The sequence below is a fragment of the Lysobacter korlensis genome, from assembly GCF_042434515.1.
Map to the genome: position 1 here is coordinate 644,106 of NZ_JBHLTG010000003.1, position 15,886 is coordinate 659,991.

At 67.8% G+C, this 15,886-nt stretch carries 13 protein-coding genes; 7 read left to right on the forward strand and 6 right to left on the reverse strand.

Features of this window, described 5'->3' with window-relative positions; genetic code table 11:
* Positions 1 to 334 precede the first annotated feature (334 nt).
* Positions 335 to 3,013, forward strand: coding sequence for an excinuclease ABC subunit UvrA (locus tag ACFFGH_RS16005; RefSeq protein WP_386669998.1), 2,679 nt, complete (start codon positions 335 to 337; stop codon positions 3,011 to 3,013).
* Between the two features lie 150 nt (positions 3,014 to 3,163).
* On the opposite strand, the gene ACFFGH_RS16010 is transcribed toward ACFFGH_RS16005, so the two are convergent.
* The 6 genes from ACFFGH_RS16010 to ACFFGH_RS16035 form a co-directional block, all read right to left on the reverse strand.
* Positions 3,164 to 4,720, reverse strand: coding sequence for an amidohydrolase family protein (locus ACFFGH_RS16010; protein WP_386670000.1), 1,557 nt, complete (start codon positions 4,718 to 4,720; stop codon positions 3,164 to 3,166).
* 85 nt (positions 4,721 to 4,805) lie between these two features.
* Positions 4,806 to 6,095 carry a sensor histidine kinase gene (locus ACFFGH_RS16015; protein ID WP_386670003.1) on the reverse strand — a complete coding sequence of 430 codons (1,290 nt, stop codon included), beginning with the start codon at positions 6,093 to 6,095 and terminating at the stop codon, positions 4,806 to 4,808.
* Entirely contained in the window at positions 6,092 to 6,766 is a 675-nt protein-coding gene (locus ACFFGH_RS16020; protein WP_386670265.1) for a response regulator transcription factor, read from the reverse strand. The genes ACFFGH_RS16015 and ACFFGH_RS16020 overlap by 4 nt, the downstream gene beginning before the upstream one ends.
* Positions 6,767 to 6,783: 17 nt before the next feature.
* Positions 6,784 to 7,920 carry a DJ-1/PfpI family protein gene (locus ACFFGH_RS16025; protein ID WP_386670006.1) on the reverse strand — a complete coding sequence of 379 codons (1,137 nt, stop codon included), beginning with the start codon at positions 7,918 to 7,920 and terminating at the stop codon, positions 6,784 to 6,786.
* A 151-nt stretch (positions 7,921 to 8,071) separates the two neighbouring features.
* The gene (locus ACFFGH_RS16030) at positions 8,072 to 8,773 is read right to left on the reverse strand and encodes a CPBP family intramembrane glutamic endopeptidase (RefSeq protein ID WP_386670009.1); all 702 of its coding nucleotides are present in this window, start codon (positions 8,771 to 8,773) and stop codon (positions 8,072 to 8,074) included.
* Between the two features lie 339 nt (positions 8,774 to 9,112).
* Complete coding sequence (locus ACFFGH_RS16035) at positions 9,113 to 9,670, reverse strand: DUF4142 domain-containing protein (protein ID WP_386670012.1); 558 nt, start codon at positions 9,668 to 9,670, stop codon at positions 9,113 to 9,115.
* A gap of 426 nt (positions 9,671 to 10,096) precedes the next feature.
* On the opposite strand from ACFFGH_RS16035, the gene ACFFGH_RS16040 reads away from it, so the two are divergent.
* The 6 genes from ACFFGH_RS16040 (at position 10,097) to ACFFGH_RS16065 (ending at position 15,730) form a co-directional block, all read left to right on the forward strand.
* Entirely contained in the window at positions 10,097 to 10,591 is a 495-nt protein-coding gene (locus ACFFGH_RS16040; protein ID WP_386670015.1) for a gluconokinase, read from the forward strand.
* A 395-nt stretch (positions 10,592 to 10,986) separates the two neighbouring features.
* Positions 10,987 to 11,586, forward strand: coding sequence for a hypothetical protein (locus ACFFGH_RS16045; RefSeq protein WP_386670018.1), 600 nt, complete (start codon positions 10,987 to 10,989; stop codon positions 11,584 to 11,586).
* Complete coding sequence (locus tag ACFFGH_RS16050; protein ID WP_386670020.1) at positions 11,583 to 11,807, forward strand: helix-turn-helix transcriptional regulator; 225 nt, start codon at positions 11,583 to 11,585, stop codon at positions 11,805 to 11,807. Before ACFFGH_RS16045 ends, ACFFGH_RS16050 begins: the two co-directional genes overlap by 4 nt.
* Before the next feature lie 52 nt (positions 11,808 to 11,859).
* The gene (locus ACFFGH_RS16055) at positions 11,860 to 12,792 is read left to right on the forward strand and encodes an alpha/beta hydrolase family protein (RefSeq protein WP_386670022.1); all 933 of its coding nucleotides are present in this window, start codon (positions 11,860 to 11,862) and stop codon (positions 12,790 to 12,792) included.
* Between the two features lie 86 nt (positions 12,793 to 12,878).
* Positions 12,879 to 14,180: an MFS transporter gene (locus ACFFGH_RS16060; RefSeq protein WP_386670024.1), complete on the forward strand. Its 1,302-nt coding sequence runs from the start codon at positions 12,879 to 12,881 to the stop codon at positions 14,178 to 14,180.
* A 707-nt stretch (positions 14,181 to 14,887) separates the two neighbouring features.
* Positions 14,888 to 15,730: a DUF4394 domain-containing protein gene (locus tag ACFFGH_RS16065; protein WP_386670027.1), complete on the forward strand. Its 843-nt coding sequence runs from the start codon at positions 14,888 to 14,890 to the stop codon at positions 15,728 to 15,730.
* The last annotated feature ends 156 nt before the right edge of the window (positions 15,731 to 15,886 follow it).

Genomic DNA, 15,886 nt, shown 5'->3' on the forward strand with positions numbered 1-15,886 from the left:
GCTGTGGGGGAGGCCGAAATATAGCGAGCTTTTCGGCGTGTTCATTTTCAGCGTACAGCTGAGGTTGGAGTACGTAGATGGGCTGTGAAGGTGTGTCGCTGCGCGGGCGCCGCAGCTTGAATTCTCCTCCTCTGCGAACCATCGCAGCGTCTGATCAACTGTCACAACGTCATGCGCGGAAAAAGGGGGCACGTTCTTTGCTCCGGAAACTCGAACTGACTCCTTTTGTTGCCGGACTTTCTCGTTTGCGCCGTACACGCCTTGGATATCGTGGCCTGACCCCACGTTCACGCCCCATCGCTAGCGTCAGCCTTTCCGGAGATCCGACTAACGCATGCCACGTTCCCCCGCATCGAAAGGCAAGGGCGCTCCGCCTGCGGTGGCCAGGACGGCGCCGACGCGCACCGCCCCGCGCGACACCGGCTTCGTCCGTGTCCGCGGCGCGCGCGAGCACAACCTCAAGGACGTCGACCTCGATGTCCCTCGTGATCAGTTGGTGGTGTTTTCCGGCGTGTCCGGATCGGGCAAGTCGTCGCTCGCGTTCGGCACGATCTACGCGGAGGCGCAGCGGCGGTACTTCGAATCGGTCGCACCGTACGCGCGGCGTTTGATCGACCAGGCCGGTGTGCCGGATGTCGACAGCATCGAGGGCCTGCCGCCGGCGATCGCCCTGCAGCAGCAACGCGGCGCAAGCAACGCGCGCTCCAGCGTCGGCAGCGTGACCACGCTATCGAGCCTTGTGCGGATGATGTACTCGCGCGCCGGCGTCTATCCGCCGAAGCAGGCGATGCTTTACGCCGAGGACTTCTCTCCGAATACGCCGCAGGGCGCGTGCCCGACGTGTCATGGCCTCGGCCACGTGTACGAGGTGACCGAGGCGCTGATGGTGCCGGACCCGTCGCTGACCATCCGCGAGAAAGCCGTCGCCTCGTGGCCGCCGGCGTGGCACGGGCAGAACCTGCGCGACATCCTGGTCACGCTCGGCTACGACGTCGATACGCCGTGGAAAGACCTGCCGAAGAAGGACCGCGACTGGATCCTCTTCACCGAGGAAACGCCGACCGTGCCGGTCTATGCGGGCTTCACCCCGGCCGAGACGCGCGCCGCGCTCAAACGCAAGGCCGAGCCCAGCTACATGGGCACCTACATCGGCGCGCGCCGCTACGTGCTGCACACGTTCGCCAGCACGCAGAGCGCGCTGATGAAAAAGCGCGTATCGCGCTACATGGAAGGCCGTCTGTGCCCGCAGTGCGACGGCAAACGGCTGAAACGCGAGGCGCTGTCGGTGACGTTCGCCGGTATCGACATTGGCGAGCTCTCGCGACTGCCGCTCGACCGCGTGGTCGAACTGCTTGAACCGGTCGCGCGCGGCGAGTTCCACGGTCACGCGGGCGGGGATGCAACCAATACCACCGCAACTAAAACTGATCGAGCCAAGCGCGCCGCCGCCGGACAGGCCACCCACGCCGCCGCGCCCGACGTGCGCCGCACGCCCGCGTTGTCGGAAGAAAAACGGCTGGCCGCGCAGCGCCTGGCCGAAGGCGTCATCGAGCGCCTGCACACGCTGCAGGCACTCGGGCTGGGCTACCTGTCGCTGGACCGCGCCACGCCGACGCTCTCGCCCGGCGAGCTGCAGCGCCTCCGGCTGGCCACGCAGCTGCGTTCGCACCTGTTCGGCGTGGTCTACGTGCTCGACGAGCCGTCCGCCGGCCTGCACCCGGCCGACAGCCAGGCGCTGTACGACGCGCTCGAGCAGCTGCGCGACGCCGGCAACTCGGTGTTCGTCGTCGAGCACGACCTGGAGCTGATGCGCCGCGCCGAGTGGCTCGTCGACGTCGGCCCGGACGCCGGCGAGCGCGGCGGGCAGGTGCTGTACAGCGGCCCGCCGGCAGGACTGGCCGACGTGCCCGATTCGCGCACCGCGGAGTTCCTGTTCGGCAACACGCCCGCGCCTACCAGCCGCGAACGCGAAGCCAGTGGCTGGCTGCAGCTGCAGGGCATCCACCGCCACAACCTGCACGGGCTCGATGCGCGCGTGCCGCTCGGCGTGCTGACCGCGGTCACCGGCATCTCCGGCTCCGGCAAGTCCAGCCTGATCGCGCAGGCGCTGGCCGAACTCGTGCGCCTGCACCTGGGCCATGAACCCGAGGACAGCGACGACGACACCGGCGACGGGCCAACCGTGCTCGAACGCACGCGCGGGCACCTCGCCGGTCACGTCGACGCGGTGCAGCGGCTGGTGCAGGTCGACCAGAAGCCGATCGGCCGCACCCCGCGCTCCAACCTGGCCACCTACACCGGCCTGTTCGACCACGTACGTAAGCTGTTCGCCGCCACGCCCGAGGCGCGTCGCCGCCGCTTCGACGCCGGGCGCTTCTCGTTCAACGTGGCCAAGGGCCGCTGCGACACCTGCGAGGGCGAGGGCGTGGTCAGCGTCGAACTGCTCTTCATGCCCAGCGTCCACGCCCCGTGCCCCACCTGCCACGGCGCGCGCTACAACGAGGCGACGCTGCAGGTGCATTGGAACGGCCGCAACATCGCCGAGGTGCTGGGCATGACGGTGGAGCAAGCCGCCGAGTTCTTTGCGACTGAAGACGCCGTCGCCCGCCCGCTGCACCTGCTGCGCGAGATCGGCCTGGGCTACCTGCGCCTGGGCCAACCGGCCACCGAGCTGTCCGGCGGCGAAGCCCAACGCATCAAGCTGGCCACCGAGCTGCAGCGCAGCCAGCGCGGCCGCAGTTTGTACGTGCTGGACGAGCCCACCACCGGCCTGCACGCCGCGGATGTCGATCGGCTGATGGCGCAGCTGCACCGGCTGGTCGATGCGGGCAACACCGTCGTGGTGATCGAACACGAGATGCGCGTGGTCGCCCAGGCGGACTGGGTCATCGACATGGGACCGGGGGCGGGCGAGCGGGGTGGGCGCATCGTCGCCGAGGGGCGGCCCGCAGATGTTGCGAAGGTGCGGGAGAGCCGGACGGCGAGGTATCTGGCGGCGGCACTGTCGGGCTGATGAGGTGCAAGGAAAACATGGGCAGCTCGGGCTGTCCGCATTTCAGAGACATGTAGTCGGGATATAGGCCTGATCGGTTGATGTTTGCGCTCCGCCTGCAGCGGGCACCGCACGGACAGGTGCGCGCGGCCTGCGGCGCGGCGCGGTCGCTCAGTCCGCCGCCTGCACGCGAATCAGCGGGCTGTTGAGCCCATCCCACAGCAGATGCAGATTGGTGCGCACGCTTCCGGCCTGCTGCTCGGCGAACGCGAGCAGCTCGTCGAGCGCGGCGCGATCGAGGTACTTGCCGGCGAAGAACAGCCCGCGGATCCGCCGGGTATGGCGCACGTCTTCGAGCGGGTTCGCGTCGAGCAGCAGCAGGTCGGCGGCCTTGCCCGTTTGGATCGATCCGAACGCGTCGTCCATACCGGCGAACACGGCAGCATCGAGCGTGGCGCTCCTGATGGCTTCTGCCGGCGACAGGCCCGCACCGACGAACTCCACGAGCTCGTCGTGGATGCCGAAGCCGGGGAACACGTAGGTGTCGCCGGCGTCGGTGCCGGCGAGGATCTTGACGCCGGCCGCATGCGCTTGGCCGACGTGGCCCTGCGCCATCCGGTACAGGGTGGTGTACTGCGGCCGACGCGAAGCATCCGTCGGCTGTGTCGCCACGCGATCGGCATCGGGCTCCCACAGGAGCTTCGTGAACACCAGGGGTACGTATTTCAAACGCGGATCGTTGCGGAACGCGGGGTCGCCGGCCCGCGCGGACAGCTGCAGCACCTGCAGCGTCGGCGTCCACCAGGTGTCGCTGCGCGCCATCGCGTCCATGAGCGCGGCGCATCGCGCGCGGTCGTGTTCGTCGATCATGCGCCAGCGCATTGCGGCGTCATAGGCGGCCGCGGGATCGGGCAGGGCGCGCAGGGCGGCGGCGCCCGGGAAGCATTCTTCGTAGAACATGCGAGGGTGTTCGACGCTGCGCTGACCCGCGGCCAGCATGTCCTCGAGCGGAATGCGCAGCGGCCGATGCCCGGCAAGCCCTAGCCCCTGCCGGCGTGCCTCGGTCGCTAGCGCGCGGTAGGTGGCGGGTGTGAGTTCGGAATAGGTCTTGAGGAAATCCGCGCCGGCCTGCCGATAGAACGCAACCAGCTGGCGCACCTCCGCCGGGTTGCGCGCCTTGAAGAACGCCGGATAGCCGTCGGGCACCTCGCCGCCGCCGTTGATCTTGAAGCTGCTTTGCAGCACGTAGCGGGGCGAGAGGCTTTCGCCGCGCTCGAGCGCGCGGTTCCAGGCGTTGCGATCGTCGATGCAGGCGAGGAGGCTGTCGGGCTGGGACATGCATCCGGACATGTCGCGCACGCCGGTGACGCCGTTCGCCACGAACAGCGGATGCGTGTACTGCGGCGAGATCTTCACCGCGTGCGTGTGCATGTCCCACAGGCCCGGCATTAGGTACTTGCCGGTGCCGTCGATGATCGTCAGCGAATCGTTCGTAGGAGTTGGTGCGCTGGGTCCAACGGCTGCGATGCGCCCGTCGCGCAACACGACGTCCTGCCGGTCGCGAACCGTGCCGTGTTCGACATCCACCACGGCGACGTTGCGCACGAGGAAGTCGCCGGCGGTACCGACACGCGGCGTGTCCGGCAGCGGCCACATCAGAAGGCCGGCGGTGACCAGGACGAGCACGCCGAGCATCGCTGCGCTCGCGCGAAGCAGTTTCATGAGCATCGGGATCATCCTTGGATCGAAATGGGTCGGCTTGGTGCGCCGGGGAGCGCGACCGGCCCCTCGGGACAGGAAGTACGAGCGCTGGCTAGTGCTCCGTGCGCAGCGCGAGCCGGGCCACGACGCCGGCTTCGCTGCCTGTGATCTCGAGCGCGAGCCGGGATTGCGCCGCCACCCGCTGGACCAGGCTTAGGCCCAGCCCGAATCCCGGGCTCGCATCGCCTTTGCGGAATGGCTTCGGCTCGCTGATGTCCGCCAGGTCGCCACACAGGCGGCCTTCGTTGACGATCGAAATGGCGTCCGCATCGGCCGTGATGCGGATCGCGCCGCTCGCGGTATGCGCGAACGCGTTGCCGATCAGGTTGCCGAGGATGATCCGCACCACAGGCTCGGCGGCGTCGATCACCGCGTGGCGGGGCGCGTCGACCTCGACGGTCACCGGCCTGTCCTGCAGCAGCAGCGACTGCTCGACGACGACGCGTTCGACGATCGGCAGCAGCGGGGTCCGCACGGCGGGCCCGCTCGACTTCGACGCCTGCTCGCGGGCGAGCGTGAGCAGGGCAAGGATCAGCTGCTCCAGCTGCATCGCAGATTGCTCGATGCCGGCCGCGTGCTCGCGCTCGGCGGGCGGCAGGTGCGGCGACGCACGCATGCGCTCGGCCGTGCTGCGGATCACCGCGAGCGGCGTCCTGAGTTCGTGGCTCGCGTCGCGGGTGAACGCGCGTTCGCGCTCGGCGAACGCGCGGATGCGTTCCTCCAGCGATTGCAGCCGGCGGGCGAGCATCCCGACCTCGTCGTCGCCGCCGGTGAGGTTGCCGAACGACGGGGCAGCCTCGTCGAACGCGAGCCGGTCCACCTGATCGGCCAGGCGCGACAGCCGGCGCGTGGTCCGACGCGCGATGAACCAGGCCAGTGCCAGCCCGGACAGCAGCATCACGAGGCCGGCCCCGGCCAGCAACGAAGCCAGTGCGCCCCTCATTGGCCGCACCACCAGCTCGTCGCTCACCTCGCTGGCGAGCCATGCACGCGCGCCGTCCCCACCAAGGATCGCGTGCACGTGGTAATGGCGCCCGTCTGACGTGGAGATCTCCCGGCGCCCCGGCTCGGGACCGAGGACGGCGCGCACGCCCGCAGGCAGCTGCTCGAAACGCTCGTGAAGCCGTATCGACCCCTCGCCCACCGGCGCCCAGCGTCCGTGCAAGAGGCGATGGTCGGTCTGCCGATCGGCCTCGCTGCCCAGGCGGGCCTGGAAGAATGCGTCCTCGACGGAGTAGGCGAACGCCATCGCGAACAAGGCGAACAGGGCGACGAGCACGACGGTGAACCCGCCGAACCCCCACATCAGGCGCGATTGCAGCCGGCGCGACGGCCGGCTCACAGGTCCGGCACCAGCGCGTAGCCAACGCCGTGCACGGTGCGCAGCATTGGCGTGTCGAACGGGCGATCCAGCGCCTGACGCAGCAGGTACAGATGCGAACGCAACGGATCGGACTGCGGTGGCGCATCGCCCCACAGGCGGTCGATCAGTTCGCTGCGCGTCAGCGTCCGCGGCGAGGCTTCGGCGAGCTCCAGCAGGATGCGGAACGGGGTCTGTTGCAGGTCGAGCGGACACTCCTTGCGCCAGGCCCTGCCAGCGCGCCGGTCGATGCGCAGCGTTCCGAGCTGCAGCACCTGCGAGGCGCCAAGCCTGTGGCGCCGTGACAGCGCCAGGCAGCGCGCGAGCAACTCGTCGCCCGAGAACGGCTTGGTGAGGTAGTCGTCGGCGCCCGCATCGAAGCCGGCGAGCTTGTCGGCAACCATGTCGCGTGCGGTCAGCATCAGCACCGGGACGTAGCGGTCGGCTTCCTGCCGAAGCCGCTCGCAGACGCGCAGACCATCCAGCCCCGGCAGCGTGAGGTCGAGCACGAGGACATCGGGCGGCTGTTGCAGCGCGAGCCGCAGCCCGGTGATGCCGTCGGCCGCGAAGTCGACCTGGTGGCCCTGCCGTTCGAGCAGGGCCGCCAGGTTCATGCAAAGCGATGCGTTGTCCTCGACCACGAGGATGCGCAGGTGCGCGGACTGCATCGTCAGTCGTCCATACGGGTTTGCAGCATCTTAGCTTCGGCGAGCTCCGGGTGAGCCTGCAGTACGCCGGCGATCAGACGACGGGCCTCGTCGCGCTCGCCGAGCCGCCACCGCGCCTCGGCGATGCCCACCCCGAGCTGCGGATCGGTCATGTACGGACGGGCGAGCTCCATGATCGCGAGCGCGTTGCGCACCTCGGCATCGGTCTGCACCGCCTTGAGCTGGTAGTAGCCGAGCATGCCGATGAGCTTGACGTGGTAGCGCTCCGGTTCCTCGGCGAGCGCCGCGTGCGCCTCGTCGTGTTTTCCGTCGAGCAGCGTCTGCACCAGGCGCATGCTCGCTTCGTCGCGCCAAGGCTGCCGCGCGACCGGCTCGCGACCGAGCGCATGGACCACGGCTTCGGCGACCGCCGGGGTCGAGAAGAGGTTCTGCCCGGTCACCAGCCTGCCGTCCACGACCAGTTTCGGCATCATCAGCGGCGCCTCTTCCCAGCGCGCGCCGCGCTCCCGCATCGCGTCCTCGAGCAGGAAGCGGAACTCCTTGATCCACTTCTTGCCCAACACCGTTTCCTCTTCATTGGTGAGGCCCGTCAGCCGCTTGCCTTTCACCAGCAGGTCGCCGTTCGACAACCGCACGTCGACGAACGCCGCCGGGCCGTGGCACACGGCGCTGACGACCCCGCCGCGTTCGTACACGCTTGCGGTGATCGACTTGAGCGCGGGGTCCACGGGCAGGTCGAACATCGCGCCCTTGCCGCCGACGATGTAGATGGCCGAATAGTCGCCTGGGCGCACCTTCGCCGTTGGGAGCGTGGCGGCGAGCTTGCCCACCGCATCCGGGTCGGCCAGCACGCGTGCATTGAAGGGCTCCTTGGGGTTGTAGCGATCGGCCTCGACGCGCCCGCCCGCCGGGCTTGCCACATCGACCGCATAACCGTTGTCGCGGAAGATCGCCCAGGCCTGCGAAAACTCGCTCATCTCGAAACCCGCCCGGGTTTTGCCTTCATCGCGGCTCTCGCTGCTCACGACGACGAGGATCTTCGGCTGGGCAGGGGATGCCGCGGGCGCTGCCGCGACTGCGTTCTGCGCGGCGAGCAGCAGGCCGACCGCGCCTGCGATGTTGAGGAAGGTGGTGGGCATGTCCGCTTCTGTTTGGGATGTCTGGTCATCCTTCGCGACGGATGTGAAACAGGTTTCAAATACACGGCGGCAAAGCGCCAAGGTGCGTTTGCCGACTGACGTGGAGCGACCCGGGAGCTTCGAGCGCGAGCGCCCGCTCCGCGCTTTTCCGTCAGCGCAGCGCCTGCAGGATCGCCGGCAGCGCGGCGAGGATCACGAGCCAGTGGATCGCGATGTTCACGTAGAGGTTGCGCGTGCGGACGAACAGCGCACCGAACACGAGCGCCCAGCCGAAGAACCACCAGAACTGGTCCAGCGATTTCAGGCCGTGCTGGAACACGAACGGAATCGCCGCGATGAGCACGGCCGCCCAGCGCCCGATGCGTCGCCGGGTCAGCGCGTTGATCGCAAAGCCGCGGTAGACCAGTTCCTCGGACACGGCCGCGAGAAAACCCATGAGCACGAACACCAGCCGGGAAGACAGTGACTGCGGCGTCAGGTCCGCGTAATCCGATAGTTGGGCGATCTTCATCGGATCGAGCCCACGCGTGGCGATCGCGCTTTCGATGAGCGCGACCAGCGCGAGCGCGAACACGAAGTAGCCGATGCACATCCAGCGCAAACGGCGCGATCCGATGTCCAGGCCGAATGCGGCGAGCGACAGCCCGTTCAACCGCGCGATCCATGCGATTGCGATGACCTGCACGGCGTACCAGGCGGAGATCAGCATCCAGAACGAGGTATTGAAGTCCGTCCCCGTCCAGGCGAGCAGCGCCTTGTTCAACAGAAGCAGCGAGATCAGCGTCGCAATGGCAGGAAAGCCCAGCAGGACCAAGGCGACGTGCTTGCGGGGGATCAGTGCGGTCGCTTCCATTGCAGTGCCTGAAGGTGGTCCAGGCGGCAGTCTGGTCCGCCCGAACGCGACACTCAGGTGCCGACGGTCATCGGTCCGAGGTGCCGGAAGTCACTTCGGTCGTGGAGCTGGGAAGTTAAGACCCTTCAATGTCGCCTCGGCCGCTGGCGGGGCGACCGGTAGCGGCGCTAACGGGGTCGGGCAAGCTTCCGGCCGGAACACGAAAACCGGCCAGACAAAAGGCCCCGCACTGCGGGGCCTTCTGCGTTGCATATCCTGGGCTCGAGCGTTACGCCGCCCGATCCCTCGGTTGTCCGCCCGGACACCGCGGGCCGGGGCGAAAGCCCGCCCGCGATCCCATCAGGACCGCAGGCTACCGGTGCCCTCGATGCGATCCACCATCTCCTTGTGCTGCTGCAGCGTGGGCAGCATGCCGCGGGCATACGCCACGAGCTCGGGGTGCTCGTCCGAAGACGTAAAACCCTCGAAAAGCGTCAGCGTTTCGCGATGCGCGAGCTTCTGCTGATCGATGTAGACGCTGTCGAACTGATCGTCACTGGCCTGACGCAGGTGGTCGATCATGGTCTGCCGGTGCTGGTCGAGCTCGCCCTCGATCTCGCCGATGAGGTCCTGGTCGCCGTGGGACCGCAGCGCCGCCATCAGCTTGTTCGCGCTCTCGGTGTGATCCTGGAGCATGCGATCGGCCAGCTGCCGCACTTCGGGCGAGCGTGCGCGCTGCTGCGCGATGCGGGCTGCCTCGATCTCGTAGACATCGCCGCGGCTCGCGTTGGCCACGAATGCGTTCACCGACTTCGACCCAAGGCCCGCCTTGAGGGTGCCGACCATGCCGCCGACCGCATCGACCGCCTTGGCGATGCCGCCCACGCCCTGTTTCTGTTCTCCGCGATGTTCAACCATTGTCCTGTCTCCTTGTGTTGGGGAGCGCGGACGTATGCGGCCGTACTGGCCGACCTCCGCGCAAGAGACATCAGCCTATGAGGGAGGCAGTTAGGCGAGGGTGGTAGCGAGGTGAAGAGCGCGGGAGGAGCCGAGGTCGCAAGCAGTGCTGCTTGCGGCAGCGCTGCCAGCGGCTCGTTCGGGTGAGTGATACGGTTCGCTCCGGACCGGTGTGCTGACGGGCAGGTGTGACGCTCACCGGGATCATCCAGCGAGGCTGGTATTCCTCGGCCCGGTACACCTCGGGCATATGCAGATCGAGCAGCGAATGCGCGTCGCCGAAAATGCAATGAAGCGGTCGTGGCAGGTCGGGCCGAGGAGGCTGGCCGCATGCTCGGACGATGACGGGACGCCGGCGCCGTACGGCGTAACGCTGCGAGGGCTGCAGTGAGCAGGACGCGCATCGTGCTGGTCACGGGCGTCGCCGGTTCGGGCAAGACGACCGTCGGCACCCGGCTCGCGCAGCGCCTGGGCTGGCCGTACTTCGAGGGCGACGACTTTCACCCGCCGGCGAACCGCGAACGCATGGCGCGCGGGCTGCCGCTGACCGAAGCCGACCGCGCGCCGTGGCTGGAGGCGCTGCGCGCCCGCATGGACGAGGTGCGCGCGGCGGGCGGGCGTGCGGTGCTCTCGTGCTCGGCGCTGCGGGAGACCCACCGCGAGCAGCTGGTCGGTGGTTGCGATGACGTATTGCTCGTGCATCTCGCGGGCGACTACGAAACGATCCACGCGCGCGCCGTGCAGCGGCAGGGGCACTTCTTCGATCCCGCGCTGGTCGCGAGTCAGTTCGAAACGCTCGAGCCGCCGCGGGATGCGCTGGCGCTCGACGTGCGCGAGACGCCCGACGCGATCGTGGAGCGCATCGCACGGGCGCTGAGTTAGGGCGGGGAGAGCGCCCATCGGCGCGATCCGCGGGCCGCCGCCAAAGGCGTTGCGGGCACCTACGCAGCCTGCCGAGCACAAACGTTTACGCGGAACGGATGCGCGTACCGGACTTGATGTTCTCGACAGTGCTGCGCCTGCTACCGCGACGCAGGCAGGGATCGAAAGCAGCGCGCGGTACGTAACGAGTGAACCAAGGCGAGGGCCGGCCTCCGGTGGCGTCGGTCGGCAGCACGTCCGCATCAAGCGACGGTGCGCACCGCGGTGTCCCCGGGGCGGGCCGGTGCCAGGCAGACCGGCACGGCACCTTTACGCTTGCGGTATGTTCAATTCGAGGTGTACGCTGCACCGTACACAATGTACGGTTAACCAGACATATGCTTCGTATTCTCGCCGTGGTCGTCGCGGCGCTCGCCCTCGGCGTGGTGCTGGCCTCCGGCGCGGCCTTGTGGCCTGTCCCGCCGGGTATCTTCGGCGCCCTGCTGATGGTCGGCGTCGCGTTTGCAGCGCGTCGGCGCTGGGGGCTACTGGCGGACGCCGCGCCGGGCTCGCCGGAACGCATGCTCTGGGTGTCGCTGGCCGCCAATGCCGTGGTGGCGACGCACCTGTTCGCCACGCTGTATCGCATCGGCCCGACGCTGGGGATGCACACGCCGGTCGTCCACGCGCTGGGCCGGGATAGCTGGACACTCGTCGGTGGCGCGTTGCTTGCCTACTGGATCGTGCGCGACCCAACGCCGCGCGCCGACGAACGCGACCGCACGATTGCCGTGCAGGGGCTGCGCGCGGCGCATTACGGCCTGCTGCTCGCGCTGGCGGTGCAGATCGGAGTGCTGGGCTTCGTGCACGAAGGCTGGGTCAGCCGTTTATCGCGCCCGACGATCGCGCATGCGTTGATCCTGGCCATCATCGCCAGCGTGCTCGTCGATGCGATCGCGCGGCTGCGTGCATACGCACTCGACGCCGCGGCGTCCGGGTCGGACCCCGCCCCATGACCGCTCTGCCGGTCGGCAACCACCTGCGCCGGCTGCGCTTCGAGCACGGCGAGTTGTCGCAGGAGGCGCTGGCGCGGCGCGTGGGCGTCACCCGTCAAACCATCATCGCCATCGAGGGCGGTCGCTATGCGCCGTCGCTGGAACTGGCGATGCGGCTGGCGCGAGCGTTCGGCCTCGGCGTGGACCAGGTCTTTTTCTGGACCGGTACCGAAGACGAATAGCCCGAAGCCCGCGATTCGTTACTCCCGATTCACTCGACCCAGGCGCCCCGACATGACCGCACGCGCATTTCCGTCTTTACTGAAGATTCTGCTTTGGAGCATCGGCGGCGCGCTGGTGCTGCTGCTCGCCGGCGCCGCCTGGGTGGTGTGGCGGGTGTACAGCTTCGATACCAGCACGCTCCCGGCGCGCCATGGCCAGGTCGACGCGCGGCTGTACGCGCCGCCTGGGCCGCCGCGACCCCTGCTGGTCGGGTTGGGTGGCGCCGAAGGCGGCAACAGCTGGACGCGCGAGTACTGGCAGCCGCAACGCGATCGCTTCCAGCAGCAGGGCTATGCGCTGCTGGCGCTCGGGTACTTCGGGTTGCCCAATACCCCGCGGGATCTGGACCGCATCGCGCTCGAGGGTGTGCAGAAGGCGATCCGCGAGGCCCAGGCCGACCCGGCGGTCGACGGCGACTGCGTCATCCTCATGGGCGGTTCGAAAGGCGCGGAGCTTGCGCTGGCGCTGGCCGCGCATGACCCGACTATCGATGCGGTCGTTGCGATGGCTCCCGGCGACACCATCTTTCCCGCGCACACGGATGCGATGAACACATCCTCGTGGTCGTACCGCGGGCAGCCGCTACCGTTCGCACCGATTCCGTGGTCGGCCACGCCCGACCTGATCGGCGGCAACATCCACGCCGTGATGGAGCGGGCATTGGCCAACGACGCGGCCGCTGCGGCGGCGATCCCGGTGGAACGCATCGCGGGGCCCATCCTGCTGGTGGCGGCGCGCGATGATGAGATGTGGCCTTCGGTTCGCATGTCGCGCCGAATGGTCGACCGACTGGAGCGCGCAGGGTTCGCCCACGCGAGCGAGTTGCTCGTGGTGGACGGTGGGCACGTGGCCGTGGCGAAGCATTTCGACCGCGTCGAGGACTTCCTGGAGCAACACGTCGCCCCGCGGGCAGGGTGCCGGCCCGTTCGCGCAGCGGGAGGCTGATCGCCCACCACCCGCGCGACACTTCGCGGCGCTGGCGTGGGCGTTGACCCAGCCGAAAGGCGGACTCGGCTAGGCTCCCGCGCTCAGTGAGTCGCACGTTCTCCTCCCTCTCGATCTACAACTACCGCGTCTGGGCCGGCGGCGCACTCGTGTCCAACGTGGGCACGTGGATGCAGCGCGTCGGGCAGGACTGGCTGGTGCTGACCCAACTGACCGATCACAGCGCGACGGCGGTGGGCACGGTGATGGCACTGCAGTTCGGGCCTCCGTTGCTGCTGCTGCCGCTGACCGGTTGGGTGGCCGATCACCTGGACCGCCGCAAGCTGCTGTTCTGGACGCAGGCGGCCGCCGGCTTACTGGCGCTGGGGCTGGGCCTGGTCACGCTGATGGGTGTGGTGCAGCTCTGGCATGTATATGCCTTCGCGTTCGGGCTCGGCTGCGTCACCGCGTTCGATGCGCCCGCGCGGCAGGCGTTCGTGTCGAACATCGTCAGTGACGAGCACCTGGCAAACGCCGTCGCGTTGAATTCCACATCGTTCAACGCGGCGCGCATGATCGGGCCCGCGGTGGCCGGCCTGTTGATCGCGGCGGTGGGCGAGGGCTGGTTGTTCATGGTCAATGCGGCTTCGTATGCGGCCGTGCTGGTCTCCATCCTCTGCCTGCGGGCGCACGAGCTGCATGCTGAGCCGCGGCCCGAGCACACGCGCGGCAGCATGCTGGCGGGCTTCCGCTATGTGTGGCAGCGGCCGGACCTCGTCGCGGTGATGGTGATGCTGGCGTTGATCAGCACGTTCGGCTTCAACTTCGCGATCTTCGTCTCGACGATGTCGGTTACGGTGTTTGACGGGGATGCGAGCCAGTACGGCCTGCTTACCTCGGCAATGGCCTTGGGGACGATGAGCGGCGCACTGCTGTCGGCGCGCCGGCCGATGCCCGGCATGGTGCTGATGGGGGGCTCGGCGGCGGCGTTCGGCGTCGCGACCGCGGTCGCGGCGGTGATGCCCAGCCCGTGGTCGTTCGGGGTCGTGCTCGTGTTCGTCGGACTTGCCGCGCTGACATTCATGACGGCCAGCACCTCGATGGTGCAGCTGACCACCGAGCGCGCTATGCGCGGCCGCGTGCTCGCGCTACGCATAGCAGTGGCCATGGGCGGCACGCCGATCGGCGCCCCGTTCGTGGGCTGGATAGCGGACCGCTTCGGCCCGCGCTGGGCACTCAGCGTCGGGGCACTCTCGGGACTCGCGGCGGCAGGCGTGGCGCTCGTCTATCTGGTCAGGTATCGCAGGCTGCGCCTGCAGCGCGACGGCGGGCGGTGGCGTCTGATGCTCGACGCCGAATCGCCGGGCCGCGACACCGTGCGGGTTGCGACCGGTGAGCGGGTGAAGTGAGGGAAGGGGCGTTGCCGCGCCATTCGCACGGTGCTCGATCACACGGCAGCACACGGCCGGCGAGGGGTTGATTGCGCGGCTCGCGTCTACCGCAACCACCGGAGGCTAGAGCTCCGTTGTCCCTCGTAAACGAATGGGGCCTCGCCTCGCTCCTCGCACTGCCGAATTGGATCTCGACCTTGTGAAGCCGCAACGCTCTGATTGAGGTGATTCAAAAGACACGCCCACGAATGCGTCATCGATGCGGCAGCGTCCGAACGAACCTCGATATGTGAGTAGACCAGGCGCATCGCCTTGCGCACGCATCAGCCACGCGGGCAGAGGCGACGAATTGGTCGAGTTAACCGGGCCCGTAAATTTTTTGAAACACTTTTACGGGTGTCGGTAAGAACGCCGCTATGGGGATAAACGGGACGCGCATAAAAACAAGAAAAGCGCGCACCGCACGTGACGCTCAGCATCTTCGGGCCTGCGCGCACGTCATCGAAAAGCATGTGGAACTTGTCATCGGCATCACATCGCGACTGCAAATTTCCGCTGCGCTCAAGTGAAGGGATCCGGCCTTGGGCAGTCCAGCAAGGGATCCACGCGGCGTCCGCCGATGCGACACCGCGGCCACATTCGTCCCGTAGGTGTTACCCGTCCCCCTCTGTCAATCAAATTTTTTCGGAGATGATCCCATGACTTCCAGATATAACCTGCTTTCGTTGTCCGCAGCGATCGCCATCGGCGTCGCGACGGCATTCGCGCCCGTCACCGCCGTTGCCGCCGGTGATGCGCCTTCAACGCAAAGCCATACGGGGCTGAAAGTCATCGGTCTGACGTCGGATCAGCGACTGATCCGTTTTTACGAGCGGCAACCGGCCAGCGCATCGAATATCGGCTATGTCCGCGGACTCAGCGGCGACCGCAAGCTCGTCGGCATCGACTATCGCGTGCAGAACGGCAAGCTGTATGGCGTGGGCAATGCCGGGGGCATCTACGTGATCAGCACGAGCACTGCTGCGGCGACCAAGGTCAGCCAGCTCACCGTCGCGCTGGAAGGCCGCCAGTTCGGGGTCGATTTCAATCCCGCGGCTGATCGACTGCGAGTGGTGAGCGATACCGGCCAGAACCTGCGCCACGACGTCAATCCGGGCGGCGTCACCATCGTCGACGGCCGCCTGAGTTACACCGCCGACGCGGATGCTCGCGGCATCGCCGGGGCCGGTTACACCAACAATGACCTCAACGCGTCGACGTCCACCAACCTGTTCGACATCGACTTCAAGCTCGACCAGGTCGCGTTGCAGTCGCCTGCGAACGCCGGTCTGCTGGCAGCAACCGGAAAGCTCGGTTTCGACGCCGCAAGCTGCGTTGGCTTCGACGTGTACAGCAAGATCCGCAACGGCGTTACGGTCGGGAATAGAGGCTACGCCGCACTGCGGTCCAGCGGCGGTGCTACCCGCTTCTACAAAGTGAATCTGCTTACGGGCAAAGCGTCTTCCCTGGGTGCGTTCGCGGGCGAAAATACGCCGGTCGACATCGCAATTCCACTGAATCAGCTTTGACGTAGCGCGCAGCGTCCGGCGCGGCCGGGCGCTGCGATTCCGATGGATCGATACTTCATCGATCCGCCTGTTACCACGTCGGCTCCCGCTCTCTGCGGGAGCCTTTTGCATTCCGGGCGGCGCAAAGGGAGCGGAGTGCTCGAGTCGAAGCGATCC